Here is a 23,336-nt window from a genome sequence, read left to right as displayed (position 1 = left end):
CCCGCCAGGCCCAAGGCAATACTGGTCCAGTCAAAAGCCATAGCCATCTCTGCCATCACCGAAAAAGAGCAAGGTTAACCAAGCATAGAGCGGGAGGACAGCTCAGTCTTCGACCTGACCCAGTTCACGTTGGGCGCGGCGGTCACCGGCGCGCGCAGCTGAACGCAGCAGCTCATGGCCAATGCGGCGGTCGCGCGCGTTGCCGCACTCACGGCACATCAATTGGCCCAGGCGGCTTTGCGCGGCGACTACGCCTTCACGGGCCGACTGCTTGAGCAAGCGCCCGGCAAAGTGCTTGACGTTGGTGCTGTGGCCCAGGCGCGGGCTGTCGAGCAACCACAGGGCGACTTTCAAGGAGAAGCGCCTGGGTGCGGTAACAGCTTGCGGGGCGTCGGTAACAGAAGGTGATACTGAGCGAAACTTCATAAAGCACTGTGGGACAGAACGGAAGGCGCGCAACTCTACTCTTTTTTTCGTACAGGTAAAGCTGAAAAAACCGTGCACGCCCGTCCTAGAGCAAGCGCTTGGGACAATCCACAGAAGCTGTGGATAACTCAGTGGACAACCTCCCTCTAACTCGCGCAAACGCCCATGGAGCGGGCCTCGCAGTCAAACTGACGATTTTTTCACCAATTAAAAAAAGCCAGATTTTTCATTGACTTAAATTTCCATTACAGGCAAATGGCGACCCTGCCTTACCCTTGACAGCCTGGCTACACACGCCGCAACTAATGTGCACAAGTACCCACCCGATGGTTATATCACCGGCTTTTTTTGGAGCTGCCAGCCTCAAAAATGTTACCGGCAGGACATAACAGGCACTTTTCAAACCCTCAAAGGCTCGCCACACTGCCCGACCGACAGCGCAACGGTGGGAGGCGCGATGAAAGGAATTCTGATATTCGCCGGGTTATTGCTGGTGATTTGCGCCACTTCCCTGGGGATCAACGCCGCACTGCCGTCGCCGGACGGGGCCTTGTTTGCCATTGCAATCTTGCTGTCGGCCGCTTTCACAGCCGTGAGCCTGTGTATCGAACTGGGTGAAGGCCGCATCAATGACATGGGCGATGTGATGAAGGTGGTCGAGACCGGCCAATCCCTGCGCCTGACCCTGGCCGCTTACGCACTGGGCTGTTCACTAGCCGCGGCCGTCACGGTGCTGGTCTATCGCGGCGTGTTGGGGGGCTGATTGAAGTTTTTTGGTCAGTGCGCTTCCTTTCCCTGTATCAATCCGTTACTATCCGCGGCGTTAGTACCAAGCTGAAAGTCAATTCTGGTCGAATAACTCCCCTGAACAACACGGGATCGACCACCTCGATGGTTTCCAGGTATCACTTGCGACGACACTGCCTTTGAATAAGCAAAGGGTGGCGCGAAGTTTTCATACTCTGACCGAACCAACCTGCAAATTGATCAGGATCTTCACCTCGGGCCCAGAACCTTTGCCCCTGTTGTGATGCCTGCCCTCCTAAGTACCTACCTGCCAGCCCAAGCGCGCCCATTAACAGCGCTTTAAACTGGCTGCTTTGTTCCAGTCGGGTTCTTCGTTTGATCAATGGTGATCAACGTTACTGGAACGTTTTAACGTTGCACGGTTCTTATCCGTGTCATTTGTAGGAACACCAATAATATGTCCACTCAAATCCATACTCAGGATGCCATTCGCACCCTCACCAATGCTTTTGCCCCGATGAACTGCCTGATCATGGCCGCTCGCAAAGGCTGCTTCAGTTTTACCCTGGTCAACGAACACGGTATCGCTCGTCACAGCGAACGCCTGTACCCCGATCAATACTCCAGCGCAGAACCGCTGCAGGCCGTGATCGAGCGTACCCGTCAGGCACTGGTTGCCTGATCGACCCGAGTTGCTGAAACCCAAAAAACCCTGTTTAAAACACAGGGTTTTTTATTGCCTGATATTTACGTATTGAGCTTTTGCACTAAGTTCAAATAGATATAAACGTTATAACTGAATAACGAAGATGTTTTAAAAACAGTCCTTTACATCATGAATATGACACTACACTTCAACTCAAGCGGCGTGATCCGCTTCCGGCGAGCCTGAGATCCGATTCACTGCTGCCAAGCCCCCCTCTCAGGCCTCGCCAACCACTTTCACGGATTGAGGTATGTATGGGTATCGCAGCCAGTGAATTGTGTTGTTATGTGATCCGACCGACATTGTCGTACCTCGGCCGGCAGAGCCCGACGGCCGAGGCTCTGCTGCTGGGCATTGCGGCCAGCCAGTCGGAACTGGGCTCGGCACTGCACGACCGGCGCGGCCACGGCCTGTACAGCATCACCGAACCCCGGCATCGCGCCTTGTGGGACACCTACCTGGCGCTCGATCCAGAACGTGCCAGCCTGGTGCGCGGGCTGGCCAGTCAACATGCCTTTCTCAGCGCCCCCCAGCTGGAACTCACGGTAAACCTGCGTTACGCCACGGCCATCGCCTGGCTCCTGGTGGAACAACACAGCCCCGCCCTGCCACCACCCGGTGATGTTTTAGCCATGGCGCGTATCTGGAAAGAAATATTTCATCCGCAAGGAAGGCTGCGTGATTTCAGCCAAACCTGGAAAACCTGTGTTTCACCCTTGAATCACGTGGTTTGCTGACCGGGCAATTTGCAAGATTCGCCAAAAACGCTGAATTTTGGTCGGATTGTCCTACAAAACCGCTCTATCTCCTACATTACAGCCTATAGCGCGATGTTAATTTTATTGTTACTTTCCGCAGCGGTGATCACCCCGGAGTTCTAATAATGAAAAAAGTAATGCTCAAGACCACACTTAGCCTCGCCGTTGCCATGGCATCCTCCCAACTGTTCGCGAGCGGTTTCGCACTGAACGAACAGAGCGTCAGCGGGATGGGTACGGGTTTCGCAGGTCGCTCTTCTTCTGCCGATGATGCAAGCACTGTCTACGGTAACCCTGCCGGTATGGCCCGCCTCAATGGCCAGCAGATTACCGGTGGTGTCGCGGCGATTGACGCCTCCACCAATATCAGCGATACCAGCGGCCGTTCGCGTGGCAGCAACAAAGGCGACATGGTGCCTTTCACTGCGGTTCCTTTCGGTTTCTACACCAATAAACTCAATGATCAGTGGGCTGTCGGCTTCGGCGTCTATGCGCCGTTCGGCCTGGTGACCGATTACGAAAAAAACTTCCAGGGCCGCAGTTTCGGCAGCAACAGCGAAGTTAAAGTCATGACTTTTCAACCGACCGTCAGCTACGCCTTCAATGATCGCGTTTCCGTTGGTTTTGGCCCGACCATCAACCGCATCTCCGGCACGCTGGAATCGGATCTGTCGTTCAACCAAGCGTTACCCGACACCAATATCAAGATCAAGGGCGACGACACGGCGCTCGGCTTCAACGTCGGCGTACTGGTGCAAGCCACCGACACCACTCGCGTGGGCCTGACCTATCACTCCAAGGTCAGCTACAAGCTGGACGGTCACACCGAAGTCAGCGCGCCCGCTGCAACGTCCGGCCTCTTGCGCAGCAACCGTTATGACGCGTCTCTGAAAATCGACACGCCTGAGTCCTATGACCTTTCGGTGACTCAAGACCTGACCGACGCCTGGAAACTCTACGCAGGCGCCACCTGGACCCGCTGGAGCCGCCTGAAAGACATCACCGTCAAGAACGAAGGTGTCGTTGGCGGTGCCAGCGGCGGCGCGCTCGCGCCTAGTCTGGTCGGCACCATCAAGGAAGATCAGAACTGGCACGATACCTGGGCTTACGCCGTGGGTACTTCGTACCAGTTGACCAAACAGGTCGTGCTGCGTACCGGCCTGACATTCGACCAGTCGCCAACCAACAACACTGATCGTTCGCCACGCATTCCTACCGGCGACCGCACCATCTTCAGCCTGGGCCTGGGCTACGAGGTCATGCCGAACATGACCATCGACGTCGCCTACTCCTACCTGAAGGAAGAAGACGTCAAGGTCACGCGCTCCAACCAACTGGCCAGCTACAACGCCAAGTATGAAAACAGCGCCAACGGCTTCGGCCTGGGCATGACCTACCGCTTCTGATTCACAGTGGTGTAAAAAAGCCCCGCTCTCCTGCAAAGGAGGCGGGGCTTTTTAGTCGGGGTTGCTCAGGGTTTGGAGGCGATGGCCTTCTCCACCGCCTCGATCAGCTCCGGGCTGTCCGGCTTGGTCAGGCTGGAGAAATCGGCGACCACCTTGCCCTGACGGTCCACCACGTACTTGTAGAAATTCCACTTCGGCGCATTGCTCTGCTGCGCCAGCACCTTGAACAGGTGTACCGCGTCCGGCCCCTTGACCTTCTGCGGCTCGGTCATGGTGAAGGTCACGCCATAATTCACGTAGCAGACCTTGGCGGTTTCCTCGCCCGTCTTGGCTTCCTGCTTGAAGTCATCGGACGGCACGCCGATCACTTCCAGCCCTTGGTCCTTGTAGCGCTGATACAAGGCTTCGAGGCCTTTGAACTGCGGCGCGAACCCACAAAAGCTTGCGGTGTTGACGATGACCAGTGGCTTGCCGGCAAAGCGCTGGCACAGGTCGATGGACTCCTTGGCGCGCAGCTTGGGCAATTGGCCCTCAAGCAAGGAAGGGCACTCGGCGGCCAACGCCACGCCGCCAAAGGTCGCCATCAGCACAGGTACAGCCAGCCAGCGCATCTGCATGTCAAAAAGTCCTTTAAAGAATCCGGACATCGAACTTAACAGATCGACATACCCAGTTGCATCAATGCCAGCCCACCCCGCTGCCAGCCCCACCATGCCAACACCAGCAGCAGCGCTATCGCGCCAACCCCGCCGAACAGGTACCCCATCGAATTCATGCTGCCTCCATCTGTGCCTGCAATCGCGCGACCGGCCGCTCACGCACCGGCCAATTCAGGGCCGCAGCGAGCAGGCTAAGCAGGATCGCCATTTGCCAGATCAAATCGTAGTTGCCGGTTCGATCATAGACCACTCCGCCTAACCAACCGCCCAGGAATGAACCCAGTTGATGGAACAGGAACACGATCCCACCGAGCATGGACAGGTTTCGCACACCAAACAGCGTGGCGACCGTGCCGTTGGTTAGCGGCACCGTGGACAGCCACAGAAAGCCCATGGCCATGCCGAACAGATAAGCGCTGATTTCGGTGACCGGCGCCCACAGGAACAACACGATCACCACCGCGCGCAACAGGTACAAACCCGTCAACAAGCGTGGTTTGGACATGCGCCCACCGAGCCAGCCGGCGGTGTAGGTACCGAAGATGTTGAACAGGCCGATCAGCGCCAATACGGTCGTGCCGACGGTGGCCGGCAAGTGTTGGTCCACCAGGTATGCCGGCAGATGCACGCCGATAAACACCACCTGGAAACCGCAGACGAAAAAGCCAAAGGCCAGCAGCCAGAACCCGGAGTGCGAGCAGGCTTCCTTCAAAGCTTCGCGCAGGGTTTGCTGGCCGGCCAGCACCGGCAGCGGCCGGTCCTTGAGCATTATCACCAGCGGCAGGATCAGCGCCACCATCAAGCCCAGCGCCAGCAGCGCGGCCGACCACCCCAACCAACTGATCAAGCCCAACGTGCCCGGCACCATGGCGAATTGGCCAAAAGAACCGGCGGCGCTGGCAATGCCCATGGCCATGCTGCGTTTTTCCGGCGCCACCGCGCGGCCGACCACACCCAGAATCACCGAGAACGAGGTGCCGGACAGGCCAATGCCGATGAGCAGGCCCGCACTCAACGACAACGTCCAGGCCGAATCGGACATGCCCATCAGCACCAGGCCGGCGGCGTACAACACCCCACCGACAAAGACGGCCTTGGTGGCGCCGAAACGGTCGGCCAACGCACCGGTAAATGGCTGCGCCAGACCCCAGATCAGGTTCTGCAAGGCGATGGCGAAGGCAAAGGTCTCACGGCCCCAGCCGAATTCGCTGCTCATCGGCGCCAGAAACAGGCCGAAACCATGCCGCACGCCCAAAGACAGCGCCAGGATCAGCGCACTCCCCACAAGGATCCAACCGCTGGTGCGCCACATCGAGGTCATTTCTTATTCTCCGCTCACGGGTATATACCCGCTTGTGTTCGAACAAACCCGCACTCAGGCGAGTTCATCCAGCAAGGCCAACAAGGTTTCGCGTTTTTGCGCGCCGAGTCGATCGATCAATTTCTGTTGTGCCGCTTCCCAGGCCGGCAAGGCGTCGGCCAGGCGCTGCGCACCCGCTTCGGTGAGCAACACCAGGCGGTTGCGCAGGTCATTGCCCTCGACCAATTGCACCAAGCCTTCGCATTCCAGCACCCGCAGGTTTCGCCCCAGGGTGCTGCGATCCAGGCCCATGGCCTCGGCCAGGCTGGAAATGCTCGGTTGATCGAGGCGCTGCAGGTTACACAGCAAGGAATACTGGGCGACGTTGATCCCGAAGCCGTCGAGAGCGCCGTCATAGTGCCTGCTGACGCCACGGGCGGCACGTCGCAGGTTGGTGCATAAACATTGGGAGGCAAGCATGGAACGTGTATATACCCGCGATTAAGGGAATGCAAGAAAGTGTTACAGCGCCAGGCCGACCACTACCGCGACCTCAAGCAACTCCAGCAAGGCCCCAGCGGTGTCGCCCGTGGTGCCGCCGAGACGCTTGATCATCAATTGGCGCAGCCCCATAAAGCACAGCGTGGCGAGCAACACGGCCACCCCGCCGTTGAAACCGCCGATGAGGACGCACGCCAGACCGCTGAGAACCAGCACCTGCTGGCCGACGGTTCTGGGTAAATGATCCGACAGTGCCTGGCCCAATCCGCCTGCCCGCACATAGCGCGTGGTGAGGAACAACGCCAGCATCGAGGCCCGCCCGATCAGCGGCGCCAGGATCAATGCCGCACCGTTGTGCTGTTCGATCAAGGCCACCAACGCGGTGAATTTGAGCAGCAGCACCAAACTCAGCGTGACCACGGCAATCGGCCCGCTGCGTGGGTCTTTCATGATGGTAAGGGTGCGTTCGCGGTCGCCGAAGCCACCCAGCCAGGCATCGGCGCTGTCCGCCAGGCCATCCAGGTGCAGGCCGCCGCTGAGCAACACCCAGGCGGTCAACAGCAGCGCGGCATGCAGCAACAGCGGCGCGCCCAGCAGGGCCGCATTCAAACTCCACAGCAGCAACCCGAACAGCAACCCGACCAACGGATAAAACAGCAATGAACGCCCCAATTCCAGGGGCTGCGGCATCCCCGGCAGGCGAATCGGCAAACTGCTGAGAAATTGCAGAGCGATCCAGAACGGCAGCATCGTCAGATTCCTTCCTTCAACCCACCATCGGCGGCCACCCGCAGGCTGAACAAGCCGCCATGGCCGACCTCCACGTTCAGCAGTTGCTCACGGGGCAACCCCCGCGCACGCGCCAGCAGCAAGCGCATCACGCCGCCATGGCTGATCAACAACACCCGCTTACCGGCATAGGCCTGATACAAGCGTGAGACAGCGCCCAGAACCCGCTCAGAAAATTCGCCCACCGGCTCGCCATCGGGCGGCGTAAAGCTGTAGGGATCGGCCCAGAACAGCCCCAGGCCTTCGGCATCGGTGTTCATCAACGCCGCCGCGCTCTGACCTTCCCAAGCGCCGAAATGCAGTTCTTGCAGATCGTTCTCCAGGCTCACCGGCAGGTTGAACCGCGCACCCAATTCATCGGCGAACCGCGCGCAGCGCTGCAATGGCGAACTGACCACCCGGTCCCAAGGTCCTCGCTGCGCCACTGCGGCGCGCATCTGCTCCCAGCCCCTGACGGTCAATGCGTCGTCCAGGCTGCCACGCAGGCCGCCGCCCAGTTCGGTTTCGCCGTGACGCAGCAGGTCCAGGTGCAAGGTCATGCCGGGCGGTCCGCCACGGCCGCTTCGGCAAAGGTCGCCATTTGCCCGTGCAACGCACAGGCCAGGCGCAGCAGCGGCACGGCCAACGCGGCGCCACTGCCCTCACCCAGGCGCAGGCCCAGGTCGAGCAACGGTTGCGCATCAAGGCTGTGCAACACGTGCCGATGGCCGGGCTCCGCCCCGCGATGGCCGAACAGCAACCAGTCGCGGCATGCCGGGTTCAACCGCGTGGCGACCAGCGCAGCGACGGTGCAGATAAACCCGTCCACCAGCACGACGATGCCTTCCTGGGCGCACGCCAGGTAGGCCCCCACCAATGCGGCAATCTCAAAACCGCCAAGATTGAACAGGGTGTGCAGGGCATCATCGCGCTGCCCGGCGTGCAGCGCCAAAGCGCGTTCAATCACGGCCACCTTGTGGCTGACACCGTCGGCGTTCAAGCCCGTGCCAGGGCCGGTCAGGTCACTGGCCTGGCACTTGAGCAACGCACACGCCAGCGCACTGGCGGCGGTGGTGTTGCCGATGCCCATTTCGCCGCCGATAAACAATTGCGCAGCGTTTTCACGGGCACGCAGCACGCTATCGCGACCCGCTTGCAGCGCCAATCTGCCCTGGGCAGCAGTCATTGCCGGGCCCTTGACGAAATTGGCGGTGCCGACGCCTATGTTCAGGTGATGCACGCCAGGCAAGTTCAGCGAAGGGTTCACCGTGCCGAGGTCCACCACTTCCAGCTGCGCGCCCAACTGACGCGCCAACACGCTGATGGCCGCACCGCCGGTGACAAAGTTATGCAGCATTTGCCCGGTGACTTCCTGGGGATAGGCCGACACGCCCTCGGCGACCACGCCGTGGTCACCGGCAAAAATAGCGATCCACAGCCGGTCCATCGACGGTTTGACCTGGCCCTGCAAGCCGGCCAATTGCACGGCCAGCGCTTCCAACTGGCCGAGGGAGCCGGCAGGTTTGGTCAATTGCTGTTGGCGCGCCAGCGCCTGCTCGTACGCAGAGGCGTCAATCGCCTTACACGGGTTGAGCCACCAAGTGTCAGTCATAACGCAGTACCTTTCAAAGTCAGGGGCAGGCCGGCAACGGTCAGGACCACGCGCTGACACCGTTCGGCCAAGGCTTGATGCAGCCAACCGGCTTCATCCACATAGCGGCGAGTCAATTCGCCCAGCGGCACGACACCCAGACCGGTCTCGTTGCTGACAAAAATGATTTCACCCGCCAGCGTGCCCAGGCTTTCCAACAATTGCTCGCGCTCGAACGCCAGGCGCTCCCGGTCTTCGAGCATGAGCAGGTTGGTCAACCACAACGTCAGGCAATCCACTAGCAGGCAGCGGCCGGGGGCGGCGTTTTCGCGCAGCACCCGCGCCAACTCGATCGGTTCTTCGATCAAGCCCCACTGCTCGGGGCGACGCTTGCGATGCAAGGCCACGCGGGTGTTCATCTCGCCGTCCAGCGGTTGGCTGGTAGCGATATAAATGACAGGCAACGCGCTGTCGCTGGCGAGTTTTTCGGCGAGGCGACTTTTACCGGAACGGGCGCCGCCCAGGATCAGTTGGTGCATGAGGCGACTCCACACAAGGTGCGCAACAAATCCGTATCCAGGTGGCGCTCCACCAGGTCCGCCAACCGCTCGATGTCGCGCTCGCGCAGGGCGTGGTAATCCACCGCCTGCACGTTGGCCAACCCCGCCCAGCGCAGCAAGGCGCTGCACGCGGCCGGGGTTTCGAACAGCCCGTGCAGGTAGGTGCCGAGGATCTGCCCGTCGGCACTCAGGGCGCCATCGGTACGGCCGTCATCCAAGTGCACGGCAGCGCTCGACAAGGCTTCGCCCGATGTTACGCCGGCATGGATCTCATAGCCGCTGACCTCGGCATCTTCCAGCAACAAGCGACCGCGAACGTTGCGCAGCTGTTTTTCGTGCTCCAGCGTGGTGCTGAACGCCAGCAGGCCCAGGCCATCGCTGGAACCCGCCGGCCCTTCCAGGCCCAACGGGTCGTGCACCTGCTCGCCAAGCATCTGCAAGCCGCCGCAAATACCGAGCACCTTGCCGCCATAACGCAGGTGCCGCGCCACGGCGGTGTGCCAGCCATTGGCGCGCAGATACGCCAGATCGCTGCGCACGCTTTTCGAGCCCGGCAGGATAATCAGGTCGGCGGCGGGTATAGGTTGGCCCGGCCCGACGAACTGCAGATCCACTTGGGGATGCAGGCGCAGCGGGTCGAAATCCGTATGGTTGCTGATGCGCGGCAACACCGGGACCACCACCTTGAGTACCTGCGCGGCCTTGTCGATCTGGCGATGGTCAATGCCGTCTTCGGCTTCCAGGTGCAGGTCCATCACGTACGGCAATACGCCCACTACCGGTTTGCCGGTACGCGCTTGCAGCCAATCGAGGCCAGGCTGCAGCAGCGCGATATCACCGCGAAAACGGTTGATGATGAAGCCTTTGACCCGCGCCTGTTCGCTGGGTGAGAGCAACTCCAGCGTGCCGACCAAATGGGCGAACACCCCGCCCCGATTGATATCGGCGATCAACAACACCGGGCAATCCACCGCCTCGGCGAAGCCCATATTGGCGATGTCGTTGGCGCGCAGGTTGATCTCTGCCGGCGACCCCGCCCCTTCCACCATCACCACCGGGTAGGCCTGGCTCAAGCGCGAGTGGGAAGCCAGCACCGCTTGCATCGCGATGGCTTTGTAGTCGTGATAGGCCACCGCGTTCATGCTGGTGACCGCACGGCCATGGATGATCACTTGGGAGCCGGTGTCGCTGTTGGGTTTGAGCAGCACCGGGTTCATATCGGTATGCGGCGCCAGGTTGGCCGCCTGGGCCTGCACCGCCTGGGCGCGGCCTATTTCGCCGCCTTCGGCGGTCACCGCACTGTTGAGCGCCATGTTCTGCGGTTTGAACGGTGCCACTGCAATGCCTTGGCGCACCAGCCAACGGCACAGCGCAGTCACCAGGGTGCTTTTACCCGCATCGGAGGTGGTGCCTTGCACCATCAGCGTACTCATGCAGCGTCCTTATAGGCAGCCAGCGCCGCGTCGAGGCGCAGCCAATCGACCTCGGTGTCGGGCAGGCCGAAGCGCAGGCTGCTGTCGTGCACAAACAGGCGCAGCAGAATGCCGCGCTGGGCCATGAATTCGTGCATGCGTTCGGCATGCGGAGTGATCAACCATTGGAACAAGGCGCAGCCGCCCTGCGGTTCAAAGCCATGGCGTTGCAGCAACTCGAACAAGCGCCGGCCGGCCTCCAGGCACCGGGCGCGCTGGTGCGCGTGGCCGGCGGTGTCGCGCAGGCACGCTTGGCCAAGCACCCGCGTCGGCCCACTGACCGCCCACGGCCCGACCTGCTCGGCGAGCAACTTGAGCAGCCGGCGCTCGGCCAGCACAAAGCCCAGCCGTACACCCGCCAGGCCGAAAAACTTGCCGAACGAGCGCAGTACAATCAGGCCAACCTGATGGGCCTGGCTCGCCAGGCTCAATTGCGGGGTCACGTCCATAAACGCTTCGTCCACCACCAGCCAGCCGCCGCGCTGGGCCAGCCGCGTGTGCCAATCCAGCAGGCGCTGCGGGCTGAGGCTCAGACCGGTGGGGTTGTTGGGGTTGACCACCACCAGCACATCGAGGCCATCGAGGAAAAAGTCGACTTCCTGCTCCTGCACCTCACGCACCACGTAACCCGCGCGGCGCCAAGCTTCGGCGTGTTCGGCGTAGCACGGCGATAACACGCCGACCTTGCCCGCACGGCGCAGGCGTGGCAGCAACTGGATCGCCGCCTGGGAACCGGGCACCGGCAACACGTGCGCCGCGCCGTAATACTCGCCGGCGGCCTGCTCCAGGCCGTCGTCGGTTTCCGGCAGGCGCGCCCAAGCGCGTAGCGGTATCTCGGGGATCGGCCAGGGCCAGGGCGCAAGGCCGCTGGAGAGATCCAGCCAGTTGGCCTCGGCAATCCCGTATTGAACCGACGCTTTGCGCAGCCGACCACCGTGTTCAAGCATAGAATTGCGCCCCCGCGCATAGGATCAGCAGCCACAGCCAAACGCCGCGCTGCACCAGTTGCCAGCCTCGTTCGATTGAATCGGCATCCGCCGCCGGGCCTTCGCCCAATGGCGGGCGCTGGTGCAGCTCGCCGTGATAAATCGCCGCACCGCCCAATTCGACGCCCAGTGCGCCGGCCCCGGACGCCATCACCGGCCCCGCGTTGGGGCTGTCCCATGTCGGCCCCTGGGTACGCCAGCATTTGAGCGCCAGGGCGGTTTTGCCCAGCACCGCGTAGGTCAAGGCCACCAGGCGCGCAGGAATGTAGTTCAGTACGTCGTCGATTTTCGCCGCCGCCCAGCCAAAGCGTTCAAAGCGCTCATTGCGATAGCCCCACATGGCGTCGAGGGTATTGCTCAAACGGTAGAGCACCACCCCCGGTACGCCAGCGACCACGAACCAGAACAACGCGGCAAACACCGCATCACTGCCGTTTTCGAGCACCGATTCGGTGGCGGCACGGGCTACTTCGGTGCTGTCCAGCTCGCTGGTCTGGCGGCTCACCAGGTAACTCACCCGCGTGCGCGCTTCATCCAGGTCATCGCTGCGCAACGCCTGGGCGACAGGCAGTACATGTTCACCCAGGCTGCGCATGCCGAGGGCACAGTACAGCGCCAGAATCTCCAGCGCCCACCCGATATAGGGCGCCCACGACAGCGCGGTGGCCAGCAGCGTCAACGGCACCACGGCGATAAACCATGCCGTCACGCCATGGCTGCGCCAGCCACGGCCACCGCTATTGAAGCGTTGCTCGATGCGCCCGGCAAAATTGCCGAACGCCACCAGCGGATGCCGACGCCTGGGTTCACCCAGCAGCGCATCCAACGCCACCCCGGCGACACACAGCAAGGCCACACTCATTGACTCGCTCCCCACGTATTCTCATACAACATGTCTTTCAGCGGCCGCGGTTCGGCCCAGCCTTCGAGCTGCAACATCGGTGCCGGATAGAATTCGGCCACCGGCCCCAGGCACAGCACGGCCAGGGGTTTGGCGCCGGGCGGCAGGCCCAGCAGATCGGCCAGGGCCTGGGGGTCGAACAACGATACCCAGCCCATGCCCAGCCCTTCGACACGGGCAGCCAGCCATAGATTCTGGATCGCACAGGACAGCGAAGCCATGTCCATTTCCGGCAAGGTACGGCGGCCGAAAATGTGCCGCTCGCGATCATCCATCAACGCCGCCACCAGTACTTCAGCGCAGTCGTGAATGCCTTCGACCTTGAGCTTCATGAATTCATCGGAACGTTCGCCCAGGGCTTGGGCGGTGCGCACGCGCTCTTCTTCGACCACTTGCTGGATTTGCCCACGCAGGTGGCGGTCGCTGATGCGGATAAAACGCCACGGCTGCATCAAACCCACACTGGGTGCCTGATGCGCGGCCTGGAGCAGGCGATGAAGCAATTCGGGAGCCACCGTACCGCCGCTGAAGTGGCGCATGTCGCGGCGCTCGGCGATGGCGCGGTAGACGGCGTCGCGGTCGGCCGGGGCAAATGCGTTGTCGGTCATGGCCCTATCGAGGGCAAGCCCCCTCCCACATTGGGTGCAAACAAGGCGGCGACCGCTGATGGGTTCGATGGGAAATAAAAGTGCACATAAGAGGCTGTCATCCGCCCCTGTCGGTAAACCGCCTCGGCACCGCGCCCACCGTTAGGGCTCAGGCCACGGGCAATCGGCTGGCACTCGGTGCTGGTCAGGGAATGGTGATACGTGTGCCCGCGCAACACGCCTTCCGGCAATTCGACGCTTTGCAGGGCCAGGGCCGCGAGTTTCTTTTGCATCACCGCATCGCCCGGTAAAAGGCCGAGCAGTTCGGCACGGTTGCCGTCGACGTCGGTGAGCGAGTCCAGCAGGTAGAGCATGCCGCCGCATTCGGCGAGCAACGGCTTGCCGGCGGCGTGGTGGGCGCGGATGGCAGCGAGCATCGGGGTATTTTCCGACAGCGCCTGGTGGTGCAGTTCCGGGTAACCACCGGGCAGATAGAGGCTGTCGGCGTCGGGCAGTGCGTGATCATGGATCGGCGAAAAGAAGCTCAACTGAGCCCCCATCGCTCGCAGCAGGTCGAGGCTGGCGCCGTAGGTGAACGCGAAGGCTTCGTCACGGGCGACGGCGATGCGCACGCCCTTGAGCAATGGCTCCGCCTCGATCACCTGCGGTGCGGCGAAGGCCACCGGCGGCGGCAGCGCGACTTCGCAACTACCGCCCAGGGCTTGGGCGGCGGCGTCCAGGCGCATATCGAGATCATTCAATTCGCTGGCCTGCACCAGCCCCAGGTGACGACTGGGCAGCTCGATACCGGTCTCACGTGACAACGCGCCGTACCAGCGCAGGCCTTCGGTGAGGCTGCCTTCGAGCAACTGCGCATGGCGCAGCGTGCCGACGCGGTTGGCCAGTACCCCGGCAAACGGCAGGTCCGGCTGATAGCGCGCCAGGCCCAATGCCAGCGCGCCAAAGGTCTGGGCCATGGCGGTGCCGTCGATCACGCCCAACACCGGCACGCCGAAGTGCCGCGCCAGGTCGGCGCTGGACGGCGTGCCGTCGAACAGGCCCATCACGCCCTCGATCAGGATCAGGTCCGCCTCCCCCGCCGCTTCCCACAACAAGCGGCGACTTTCCTGCTCGCCCACCATCCACATGTCCAATTGATAAACCGGCGCACCGCTGGCGCGCTCATGGATCATCGGGTCCAGAAAGTCCGGGCCGCATTTGAACACGCGCACGTTGCGCCCCAGGTTACGATGCAAACGGGCGAGCGCGGCGGTGACGGTGGTTTTGCCCTGGCCGGACGCCGGAGCGGCGATCAATACAGCCGGGCAATGACGGGGCGGGTTCACAGTTCGACGCCCTTCTGTGCCTTGATACCGGCCTGGAACGCATGCTTGAGCATGCCCATTTCAGTGACGGTGTCGCCCATTTCGATCAACTCGGGCTTGGCGCCACGGCCGGTGACGACCACGTGTTGCATCGGTGGGCGGGCTTGCAGGTCGCTCAGAACATGATCGAGGTCGAGGTAGCCATGCTTGAGGGCAATATTGAGCTCATCCAGCACCACCAGGCCAATGGACGGGTCTTGCAGTAATTGGCGCGACACGGCCCAGGCGGCTTCGGCGGCGGCAATATCGCGCTGCCGGTCCTGGGTTTCCCAAGTGAAGCCTTCGCCCATCACGTGAAAGCGCACTTGCTCGGGGAAACGGCGGAAAAACAATTCTTCGCCGGTACTGTTACGCCCCTTGATGAACTGCACCACGCCGCACTGCATGCCATGGCCCATGGCGCGGGCGAGCATGCCGAATGCCGAGCTGCTCTTGCCTTTGCCATTACCGGTGAGCACCAATAGCAAGCCGCATTCATTGGGTGAATTGGCGATGCGCTCGTCGATCACGGCTTTTTTGCGCAGCATGCGTGCCAGGTGGCGTTCATCGCGGTCGGGGGTATCGGTCATGGCAGCTCTCCGTTGGGGCTGAACAAAAACGGCGGGCAGGGAAAAGAAAAAACAGACAGCCAAGCATCGCCCACCGTGATGCTGTTGGATGATCCTGGCCGGTCTCCGGGCTCATGAGTGGCGTTCTGAAGCGAACAGGCCGACGCTGCGCCTTCCCATATCGCGAGCGATACAGTGGCTCAATGCAGGGTCTTGACTCATTTACCGTTGCGGGGGCAGCGCCGGAATTGCGGCGGCGCTGTGTATAAGCGCGCTCACTCACCGGTTTCCCTGTTTCACTCTGTCGACCCACGGGTCACAGAGCACCTGGAACAAGCGGCGAAGGTTAGTGGGTTGGAGGGCTAGCTGCAAGCGTCAAGCCTAAAGCTACAAGCAGGCATTGCGCCGTCTTGCAGCTTTAAGCGTGCAACGTGGCATTGATTCTAAGGATTACGCGCCAGATTGCCCGGCAATACGCGCTTGGCACTCAGGTAAGCATTCTGCCAATACGCTTTGGACAGGGTGTCCAGTTTCACCGTGCCACCGGTTTGCGGCGCATGGACAAAGCGACCTTCACCCACGTAGATCCCAGCATGGCTGACCTGCGAGCCACCACCGGTGGCGAAGAACAATAGGTCGCCGGTTTGCAGGTTCTGCTCGCTCACATCCTGGGCGCGCATCACGATCAGCTCGCGCGTGGTGCGTGGCAGGGAAATGCCGGCGGCGTCGCGGTAGACGAAGCCGATCAGGCCGCTGCAATCAAAACCGGAGTCCGGCGTGTTACCGCCCCAGCGATAAGGCGTGCCGACCAGGCCCAGCGCACGAAAGAGCACGTCTTCGGCAGCAGGCGAAAAGTTCTGGGTGGAATAATTGAACACCGGCTTGGGCTTGACCGCGATGGGCGCGGGCGGCGGTGTGCGGCTGGCGCAGGCGCTGAGAAGCGCGGCGCAAACAATTAGAATCAGGCGGGCCGAGGTCGACATGTGCAGAACAATCCTGGTCTGGATGCGGCTTTCGCTGCCGAACGCTGAAAACCAGAACGCGCAAGCAAAGCTCGCGCGAACGGGTTACAACAATATCCAGGGATTCTAGCGCTTACGCGTCAAACTTCAAGTATCACTTTAAGTTTACTTACTGGCGGTAACCGTAGTCGGGGCCATGGCGAGTGCGCGCTTGGCTTCGATGAAGGTTTTGCTCCAGTAGCTGTCACCCAGGCTGTCGACTCGCACACCGCCACTGCGACGGCTGCTGGAGTGGATAAACTGGTTGTCACCCAAGTAGATACCGGCGTGACTGACACGACCACGGCCTGCCGTACTGAAGAAAAGCAGATCACCGGGCTTGAGGTTGTTGCGTGCGACCAACGGTGCTTTCACGTTGATCATTTCGCGCGTGGAGCGTGGCAGGTTCATGCCGGCTTCTTCGCGAAACAGATAGCCGATAAAACCGCTGCAATCGAAACCGGCTTCGGAGGTACCGCCGAAACGGTAACGGGTACCGATCAGGGACATGCCGCGTTCTAGGATGCTGTCGGCCAGAACTGGAAGCTGGTAAGGCTTGTTGCCGGAGAAATCGGCCAGTTCTTTCTCGGTTGCCAGCTCTTCTTCATAAACGGAAGCAGACTGCGCAGCGACGAATTTTGCCTGGGACTGTTGTTGAGGCTTCTGCTGCTCTGCCACTTGTTGAGGGTGGGAGGCGCAACCAAACAACAGGGTAACGAGTGCGAGAGGCACGAGGGGTGCGAAGCGATTTAGCATGGGCACGACCGTGGCTGATGTGTAAAGAAGCCGAGACTATGCCCTCTATCACATCGATTTGCAAATTCAATCGTGCGCTATGTGACTTCGCGATTGGACCGTGACATCTAAGCCCTGATTCCAATTAATGACGTAAATGCGTAGCCCGCCGGGCTCAGACGTAGGTTTTCTGGCGCCTGAAAAGTGCCGAATCGTGACAAATCAACGTGTTACCAACCCAACGTCTCTTTGAGAAAAGGGATCGTCAATTTTCGTTGCGCCTGCAAAGAGGCCTGATCGAGCTGCTCAAGCAAATCGAACAAGGCGCTCATGCTGCGGGTACCGCGGGTGAGGATAAAGTGCCCCACTTCGTCGGTGAGGTGCAGGCCACGACGGGATGCACGCAATTGCAGGGCGCGCAGCTTGTCTTCGTCGGACAGGGGGCGCATCTGGAAGATCAGCGCCAGGGTCAGGCGTGACTTGAGGTCGGCCAACTTGACCGGCAATTCCCGAGGCGACGTGGCGGCGGCAATCAGCAAGCGCCGGCCGCTGTCACGCAAGCGATTGAATAAATGGAACAGCGCCTCTTCCCAATCCGCCTTGCCGGCGATCACCTGCAGGTCATCCAGGCACACCAGTTCGTACTGTTCAAGGTTGTCGAAGATGCCGATGCCGCGATCCATCAGCTCAGCCAACGGCAGGTATACCGCCGGCTCACCCATTTGCTCGAAGCGCAGGCAGGCGGCCTGCAACAGGTGGGTACGCCCCACGCCATGCTTGCCCCACAGATAGATCAGGCTTTCAGTCCACCCGGCGTCGGCTTCGCAGAGCCGCTCGACATAGCCGAGTGCAGCGGCATTGGCGCCTGGGTAGTAATTGATAAAGGTGGCGTCATCACGCAGACGCACACCTAAGGGCAGCTGAATCGGTTTCATGCTGACTGAACGGCTCCCATCGAACCGTTAGTGGCCTCTGTGTAAAGTTTGCAAAGTTTATACCCGTGAAGCCGGGCGCACAATGCAGCAGACCACAAGCAAAATCAAAGGTTTGCGTTAACTTGCCGGTTTTTTGCGGTTTGTTTGACGGCACAGGGCCATAAACGCCAAACCCGGCCGAAGCCGGGTTTGTGACGCCGCGATTACAACTCGGGGTCTTCGACGCCCGTGTACACCTCGGAATCCTTGTACAAATCATGTACATGGCGCACCAGCACCATAATCACCGCCGCCACCGGCAGCGCCAGGAGGATGCCCGTAAAGCCAAACAGCTCGCCGCCCGCCAGGATCGCAAAGATCACCGCCACGGGGTGCAGGCCGATTCGATCGCCCACCAGCAATGGGGTGAGCACCATGCCTTCCAGGGCCTGGCCGACCATGAATACCGCAACAATGCCCAGCATCGGGTAAAGGTCACCGCCAAACTGGAACAGCCCGGCCACCAGCGCCGCACCGATACCAATCACAAACCCCATGTACGGCACGATGGCGGCCAAGCCCGCGATCAGGCCGATCAACAGGCCCAGCTCCAAGCCTATCGCCATCAAGCCGGCGGCGTAGATGATCCCCAGTGCCAGCATCACCAGCAACTGCCCGCGCACGAACGCCCCGAGCACTTCATGACACTCACCGGCCAGGGCGACGATGCGCTCCTCGCGGTTGCGCGGCAGCAGGCTGCGGATCTTGGCCATCATCACATCCCAATCGCGCAGCAAATAGAACGCTACCACCGGGATCAGCACCAGGTTGGTCAGCCAGCCGATCAATGCCAGGCTGGAGGCGGTGGCCTGGCTGAGGATCACACCCACGATATCGGTGGTCTGGCCCATATGTTCGCTGATCGCCGCCTTGACCTTGTCGAACTTCCAGAAGCCGTCCGACAGCCCGAGCTTGGCCTGGGCCCACGGCATCGCCGTGTGTTGCAACCAGTCGAGCATCTGTGGCGCCAGTTCATAGAGGCGGAACAATTGCTTGGCCAACATCGGCACCAGCACCAATACCAACGCGGTGATGATCAGGGTAAACAGCGCGAACACCGCGACAACCCCCAAGGTCCGCGACAGCCCGGCCTTCTCCAGGCGATCCACCACGGGATCGAACAGATAGGCGAGCAGCAACGCAACCAGGAACGGCGTCAGGATCGAATGCAGCAAGAACACAAAAACGCACAGCAGGACAATCCCGCCAAGCCACACCCAACGACGCGTATCCGCCATACACCACTCCATGCTTCTATCTATATAAGGAAGAACTGTTTACCAACGAAACCGCAGTTGCGCCTGAGGCTCAGGTGCGGCGGGCGGTTGCGCGCCTGGCGCTAACGGTTGCGGCGCAGGCTCGCCCGCGGGAATTTCCTGCAACTTGGCCAGGCTCAACTGGGTGCGCAACTGATCGGCGCTGCCATTGACGCGATACACGATGCGATCGCCCTCCACCCGCAGCGGCTGGCCACCAAACGGCTCAAGCAAATGCCCCAGCGCCGCATAGCGTTCCAGGGTCATGCCCTGCACTTGCAGCAATTGTTCGGTGCTCACGCCCGGCTTGACCGCAAAACGCGGCGCCAGCTTTTGGCTGATCGCCAGCATCACCGCGTCGGCCACGGCGCCGGTATCGGCACCTTGGGCGGTGCCCTGCTCGCTCTTGTCACCCAGCCACAGGCGCCATTTGGCTTGCCATTGGTTGCCTTCCTGGCGCGCATGCACCGCCAGCAAGGCGTCGGCACCGTAACGTTCGGAAGCGGCGCGCAAGGGGGTGGCATCGGCGCTTTCCAGGTTCGGCGCGGTGGCCACGACCTGCTCGTCCAGATCCCCCAGGGGCAGGCGCAGCGGCAAACCGCGATGTTGTGCCGCGCGGCGCAGGGCCTGGGCAACGCTCTGGCCATCGCCTACCAGGCTGCTGCCTTCGGTGGAATCGTTGAGCCACCAGCCGAGGATCGACGGCCGATTGCTGCCCCAGATCGACAGGCCCGCGTCACGCAGGGCGCGGTCGGTGCTGACCGGATCGAAGTCCACTTGCAGGCTCTCGGGCGGCCCGGCGTCATAGCCATATTGGGTGATGATTTGCTGCGGGTCCTTGCGAATCGCCGCCAGGCCCGGGCCTTCGGCGGCTTTGGCGTCGCCGGTCAGGCGGATCACCATCGTCTGCACCGCACGCTGGGTGGCCTGATCGCGCTCTTGCGGCGATTGGCTGCTAACCGGTTCAAGTACTTGATACAGGCCATTGAGGGTTTCGGCATGACTCGCCAGGCTGACCAACGACAAGCAGCCCACAAAGAAGAATTTACACAGACGCATGGAAGATTCCCGAACGACAAATTTAGCGGCTGGAACAGACCGCATGATCTCGGTTTGCCATGGCTGTGACCATGGCGACCGACAAAACATTCACAGGGCCTCGGTAAGTTTTCGCGCCGTCATAACGATAGCGGGTTCAAGGCTATACCTTAATACGGCCCGAAGCAGAGCCGATTAGCATTTTTTTAACGCGCTTTTTTCAGCTATATAGCCCTGCCCGTCGGCCCGAGGATGGCCGCTGCCCCTCAAGCCTGATAAAATCGCGCGCCTTCGCAGACCGTCAACGGCTGGGCCTTTTACCAAAAGCGCCTGCCCGCTCGGTCGTTACCCAGAAATCCCCCCTAAAGGCCTGGATCATGAGCAAGCAACCCTCCCTGAGCTACAAGGACGCCGGTGTAGACATCGACGCCGGTGAAGCATTGGTCGAACGCATCAAGAGCGTCGCCAAGCGCACTGCGCGCCCCGAAGTCATGGGCGGCCTGGGCGGTTTTGGCGCCCTCTGCGAAATCCCGGCCGGCTACAAACAGCCTGTATTGGTGTCCGGCACCGACGGCGTGGGCACCAAGCTGCGCCTGGCACTGAACCTGAACAAGCACGACAGCATCGGCATCGACCTGGTGGCCATGTGCGTCAACGACCTGGTGGTGTGCGGCGCCGAGCCGTTGTTCTTCCTTGACTATTACGCCACCGGCAAGCTCAACGTCGAGACCGCTACCCAGGTAGTGACCGGCATTGGCGCGGGTTGCGAACTGTCGGGTTGCTCGCTGGTCGGTGGCGAAACCGCCGAAATGCCCGGCATGTACGAAGGCGAAGACTACGACCTGGCTGGCTTCTGCGTCGGCGTGGTAGAGAAAGCCGAAATCATCGACGGCTCCAAAGTGACGGCCGGCGACGCCCTGCTCGCCCTGCCATCGTCCGGTCCGCACTCCAACGGTTACTCGCTGATCCGCAAGATCATCGAAGTGTCCGGTGCCGACATCGAGAATATCCAGCTCGACGGCAAGCCGCTGACCGACCTGCTGATGGCCCCGACCCGCATCTACGTCAAGCCACTGCTCAAGCTGATCAAGGACACCGGCGCGGTCAAGGCCATGGCCCACATCACTGGAGGCGGCCTGCTGGACAACATCCCGCGCGTGCTGCCAAAAGGCGCCCAGGCGATTGTCGACGTAGCCAGCTGGCAGCGTCCTGCGGTCTTCGACTGGCTGCAGGAAAAAGGCAACGTCAACGAAACCGAAATGCACCGCGTGCTGAACTGCGGCGTGGGCATGGTGATCTGCGTGGCCCAGGAGCACGTCGAAACCGCGTTGAACGTATTGCGTGAAGCCGGCGAGCAGCCTTGGGTCATCGGCCAGATCGCCACCGCTGCCGAAGGCGCGGCTCAGGTTGAACTGAAGAACCTCAAGGCTCATTAATGTCTCAGACCTGTGATGTCGTGGTGCTGCTTTCCGGCACCGGCAGTAACTTGCAGGCCCTGATCGACAGCACGCGCACCGGCGACAGCCCGGTGCGCATCGCTGCGGTGATCTCCAACCGCAGCGACGCCTATGGCCTGCAACGCGCCAGAGACGCGGGTATCGAAACCCGCTCGCTGGATCACAAGGCTTTCGAAGGCCGCGAGGCCTTCGATGCCGCCTTGATCGAACTGATCGACGCCTTCAATCCAAAACTCGTGGTACTGGCCGGTTTCATGCGCATCCTCAGCGCTGATTTCGTTCGGCACTATGAAGGGCGCCTGCTCAATATCCACCCTTCCCTGCTGCCCAAATACAAAGGCATGCACACCCACCAGCGCGCACTCGATGCCGGTGACAGCGAACATGGCTGCAGCGTGCATTTTGTCACCGAGGAACTCGATGGCGGGCCTCTGGTCGTACAGGCAGTGGTTCCGGTAGAGTCTGACGACTCGGCGCAGACGCTTGCGCAACGGGTCCATACCCAGGAACACAGGATTTACCCGCTGGCGGTACGCTGGTTTGCCGAGGGGCGATTGATTCTTGGTGACCAGGGTGCATTATTGGACGGTCAGCTACTCGCGGCCAGCGGCCACTTGATTCGAACCTAGGAGATTTTATGCGTCGCGCCTTGCTCTTCGCTTTCGCTCTGTTTGCCTTGCCTGCCGTGCAAGCGGCAGACCTTCACCCTTTCTCCGCCAGCTACACCGCCGACTGGAAACAGCTGCCCATGAGTGGTTCGGCTGAACGCAGCCTGACCAAGAATGGCGACGGTACGTGGACCTTGAATTTCAAGGCCTCGATGATGATCGCCAGCCTGACCGAAACCAGCGTCATCCAGTTTGACAAGGACGCCCTGCAACCCAAGAGCTACAGCTTCGAGCGCGGCGGCCTGGGCAAGGCCAAGAAGATCAACCTGGACTTCGACCAGACCGCTAAGAAAGTCACCGGCTTTGAAAACAAAGACCCGGTCAACGTGCCCCTGCAAAGCGGCATGCTCGACAAGTCGACCTACCAACTGGCGCTGCAGCGCGATGTGGCGGCCGGCAAAAAGAGCATGAGCTACAACGTGGTGGAAGGCACCGACGTCGACACCTACGACTTCCGTGTGATCGGCCCGGAAAAGGTCCAGACCAAGGTCGGTTCCATTGATGCGATCAAGGTCGAGCGCGTGCGCGACCCGACGCAAAGCAAGCGCATCACCCAGATGTGGTTTGCCAAGGACCAGGGCGGCATTCTGGTTGCATTGCGTCAGGTGGAAACCGACGGCAAGGAATACAACATCATGCTGCAGGACGGTACCGTTGACGGTAAGGCCGTCAAAGGCAGCTGATTGCGCAGATGAGCTGAACCGGAGCCTCGCTGAATGCGGGGCTTTTTTTCGCCTGGATATTTTGTGTTGAAGCTTCTACCGCCATCGGGAGCGAGCCCCTCCCAGTTTTGGACTGCGAACACTTTTAAATGTGGGAGGGGCTTGCTCCCGATAGCGGCGGCATGACCCACCCAGCCCTATCAAGCTGCCATACAACATGAAACTTCTGTCATAAACCGTCAAA

General features: G+C 61.1%; 27 protein-coding genes and 1 riboswitch. Of the genes, 7 read left to right on the top strand and 20 right to left on the bottom strand.

Translation table 11 applies throughout. The annotated features are described in order from the left end of the window. Positions 1-102: 102 nt before the first annotated feature. Entirely contained in the window at positions 103-426 is a 324-nt protein-coding gene (locus AB4N98_RS20455) for an SEL1-like repeat protein (RefSeq protein ID WP_065878088.1), read from the bottom strand. A 457-nt stretch (positions 427-883) separates the two neighbouring features. Here AB4N98_RS20455 and AB4N98_RS20450 point away from each other — a divergent pair, with 457 nt between their 5' ends. The 4 genes from AB4N98_RS20450 to AB4N98_RS20435 all read left to right on the top strand — a co-directional run bounded on the left by AB4N98_RS20450 (position 884) and on the right by AB4N98_RS20435 (position 4,043). After that, complete coding sequence (locus tag AB4N98_RS20450) at positions 884-1,189, top strand: hypothetical protein (protein WP_017527585.1); 306 nt, start codon at positions 884-886, stop codon at positions 1,187-1,189. A gap of 441 nt (positions 1,190-1,630) precedes the next feature. Continuing rightward, the gene (locus tag AB4N98_RS20445; protein ID WP_007898912.1) at positions 1,631-1,855 is read left to right on the top strand and encodes a hypothetical protein; all 225 of its coding nucleotides are present in this window, start codon (positions 1,631-1,633) and stop codon (positions 1,853-1,855) included. 278 nt (positions 1,856-2,133) lie between these two features. Then, positions 2,134-2,616 (top strand): hypothetical protein, encoded by a 483-nt coding sequence (locus tag AB4N98_RS20440; protein ID WP_065878090.1) that lies wholly within the window; start codon positions 2,134-2,136, stop codon positions 2,614-2,616. 146 nt (positions 2,617-2,762) lie between these two features. Beyond that, on the top strand, positions 2,763-4,043 hold the full coding sequence (locus AB4N98_RS20435) for an OmpP1/FadL family transporter (RefSeq protein ID WP_065878092.1): 1,281 nt from the start codon (positions 2,763-2,765) through the stop codon (positions 4,041-4,043). A gap of 65 nt (positions 4,044-4,108) precedes the next feature. On the opposite strand, the gene AB4N98_RS20430 is transcribed toward AB4N98_RS20435, so the two are convergent. The 19 genes from AB4N98_RS20430 to AB4N98_RS20340 form a co-directional block, all read right to left on the bottom strand. After that, complete coding sequence (locus AB4N98_RS20430) at positions 4,109-4,660, bottom strand: glutathione peroxidase (protein WP_017527582.1); 552 nt, start codon at positions 4,658-4,660, stop codon at positions 4,109-4,111. 35 nt (positions 4,661-4,695) lie between these two features. Further along, complete coding sequence (locus AB4N98_RS20425) at positions 4,696-4,818, bottom strand: hypothetical protein (RefSeq protein WP_017527581.1); 123 nt, start codon at positions 4,816-4,818, stop codon at positions 4,696-4,698. Then, on the bottom strand, positions 4,815-6,014 hold the full coding sequence (locus AB4N98_RS20420; RefSeq protein WP_161979887.1) for an MFS transporter: 1,200 nt from the start codon (positions 6,012-6,014) through the stop codon (positions 4,815-4,817). Before AB4N98_RS20420 ends, AB4N98_RS20425 begins: the two co-directional genes overlap by 4 nt. A gap of 63 nt (positions 6,015-6,077) precedes the next feature. Continuing rightward, positions 6,078-6,482, bottom strand: coding sequence for a MarR family winged helix-turn-helix transcriptional regulator (locus AB4N98_RS20415; protein ID WP_017527579.1), 405 nt, complete (start codon positions 6,480-6,482; stop codon positions 6,078-6,080). A gap of 42 nt (positions 6,483-6,524) precedes the next feature. Then, positions 6,525-7,253, bottom strand: coding sequence for an adenosylcobinamide-GDP ribazoletransferase (locus tag AB4N98_RS20410; protein ID WP_135196177.1), 729 nt, complete (start codon positions 7,251-7,253; stop codon positions 6,525-6,527). A 2-nt stretch (positions 7,254-7,255) separates the two neighbouring features. Next, entirely contained in the window at positions 7,256-7,831 is a 576-nt protein-coding gene (cobC, locus tag AB4N98_RS20405; RefSeq protein ID WP_065878096.1) for an alpha-ribazole phosphatase family protein, read from the bottom strand. Continuing rightward, complete coding sequence (cobT, locus tag AB4N98_RS20400; protein ID WP_116079400.1) at positions 7,828-8,883, bottom strand: nicotinate-nucleotide--dimethylbenzimidazole phosphoribosyltransferase; 1,056 nt, start codon at positions 8,881-8,883, stop codon at positions 7,828-7,830. The genes cobC and cobT overlap by 4 nt, the downstream gene beginning before the upstream one ends. After that, complete coding sequence (cobU, locus tag AB4N98_RS20395; RefSeq protein ID WP_068938080.1) at positions 8,880-9,401, bottom strand: bifunctional adenosylcobinamide kinase/adenosylcobinamide-phosphate guanylyltransferase; 522 nt, start codon at positions 9,399-9,401, stop codon at positions 8,880-8,882. The genes cobT and cobU overlap by 4 nt, the downstream gene beginning before the upstream one ends. After that, positions 9,389-10,855 carry a cobyric acid synthase gene (locus AB4N98_RS20390; protein ID WP_065878100.1) on the bottom strand — a complete coding sequence of 489 codons (1,467 nt, stop codon included), beginning with the start codon at positions 10,853-10,855 and terminating at the stop codon, positions 9,389-9,391. The genes cobU and AB4N98_RS20390 overlap by 13 nt, the downstream gene beginning before the upstream one ends. Next, entirely contained in the window at positions 10,852-11,841 is a 990-nt protein-coding gene (gene cobD, locus AB4N98_RS20385; RefSeq protein ID WP_065878102.1) for a threonine-phosphate decarboxylase CobD, read from the bottom strand. Before cobD ends, AB4N98_RS20390 begins: the two co-directional genes overlap by 4 nt. Beyond that, a complete protein-coding gene (gene cbiB / locus AB4N98_RS20380) occupies positions 11,834-12,742 on the bottom strand; it encodes an adenosylcobinamide-phosphate synthase CbiB (RefSeq protein WP_017527572.1) in 909 nt (302 codons plus the stop codon). Before cbiB ends, cobD begins: the two co-directional genes overlap by 8 nt. Continuing rightward, positions 12,739-13,389, bottom strand: coding sequence for a 5,6-dimethylbenzimidazole synthase (gene bluB, locus AB4N98_RS20375; RefSeq protein WP_017527571.1), 651 nt, complete (start codon positions 13,387-13,389; stop codon positions 12,739-12,741). Before bluB ends, cbiB begins: the two co-directional genes overlap by 4 nt. Further along, the gene (locus AB4N98_RS20370) at positions 13,386-14,714 is read right to left on the bottom strand and encodes a cobyrinate a,c-diamide synthase (protein ID WP_217855287.1); all 1,329 of its coding nucleotides are present in this window, start codon (positions 14,712-14,714) and stop codon (positions 13,386-13,388) included. The genes bluB and AB4N98_RS20370 overlap by 4 nt, the downstream gene beginning before the upstream one ends. After that, a complete protein-coding gene (gene cobO / locus AB4N98_RS20365) occupies positions 14,711-15,322 on the bottom strand; it encodes a cob(I)yrinic acid a,c-diamide adenosyltransferase (RefSeq protein WP_065878106.1) in 612 nt (203 codons plus the stop codon). The genes AB4N98_RS20370 and cobO overlap by 4 nt, the downstream gene beginning before the upstream one ends. Positions 15,323-15,401: 79 nt before the next feature. Next, positions 15,402-15,647, bottom strand: a riboswitch (cobalamin riboswitch). Between the two features lie 97 nt (positions 15,648-15,744). Beyond that, the gene (locus AB4N98_RS20360; protein WP_017527568.1) at positions 15,745-16,284 is read right to left on the bottom strand and encodes a C40 family peptidase; all 540 of its coding nucleotides are present in this window, start codon (positions 16,282-16,284) and stop codon (positions 15,745-15,747) included. Between the two features lie 144 nt (positions 16,285-16,428). Further along, positions 16,429-17,058 carry a C40 family peptidase gene (locus tag AB4N98_RS20355; protein WP_065878108.1) on the bottom strand — a complete coding sequence of 210 codons (630 nt, stop codon included), beginning with the start codon at positions 17,056-17,058 and terminating at the stop codon, positions 16,429-16,431. Between the two features lie 209 nt (positions 17,059-17,267). Next, entirely contained in the window at positions 17,268-17,972 is a 705-nt protein-coding gene (gene hda, locus AB4N98_RS20350; protein ID WP_017527566.1) for a DnaA regulatory inactivator Hda, read from the bottom strand. A 203-nt stretch (positions 17,973-18,175) separates the two neighbouring features. Beyond that, on the bottom strand, positions 18,176-19,249 hold the full coding sequence (locus AB4N98_RS20345) for an AI-2E family transporter (RefSeq protein WP_065878111.1): 1,074 nt from the start codon (positions 19,247-19,249) through the stop codon (positions 18,176-18,178). A 39-nt stretch (positions 19,250-19,288) separates the two neighbouring features. Further along, a complete protein-coding gene (locus AB4N98_RS20340) occupies positions 19,289-20,326 on the bottom strand; it encodes a DUF2066 domain-containing protein (protein ID WP_068938079.1) in 1,038 nt (345 codons plus the stop codon). A gap of 356 nt (positions 20,327-20,682) precedes the next feature. Here AB4N98_RS20340 and purM point away from each other — a divergent pair, with 356 nt between their 5' ends. The 3 genes from purM to AB4N98_RS20325 are packed head-to-tail and all read left to right on the top strand — an operon-like array spanning position 20,683 to position 23,113. After that, positions 20,683-21,741 (top strand): phosphoribosylformylglycinamidine cyclo-ligase, encoded by a 1,059-nt coding sequence (purM, locus tag AB4N98_RS20335; protein ID WP_065878114.1) that lies wholly within the window; start codon positions 20,683-20,685, stop codon positions 21,739-21,741. Continuing rightward, entirely contained in the window at positions 21,741-22,391 is a 651-nt protein-coding gene (gene purN / locus AB4N98_RS20330; RefSeq protein WP_017527562.1) for a phosphoribosylglycinamide formyltransferase, read from the top strand. Before purM ends, purN begins: the two co-directional genes overlap by 1 nt. Positions 22,392-22,399: 8 nt before the next feature. Beyond that, entirely contained in the window at positions 22,400-23,113 is a 714-nt protein-coding gene (locus AB4N98_RS20325; RefSeq protein WP_017527561.1) for a DUF3108 domain-containing protein, read from the top strand. The last annotated feature ends 223 nt before the right edge of the window (positions 23,114-23,336 follow it).

Source organism: Pseudomonas sp. S3_E10 (genome assembly GCF_054667615.1).
Note: the sequence above shows the minus strand (reverse complement) of the source record. Positions and strands in the feature narration are given on the sequence as shown.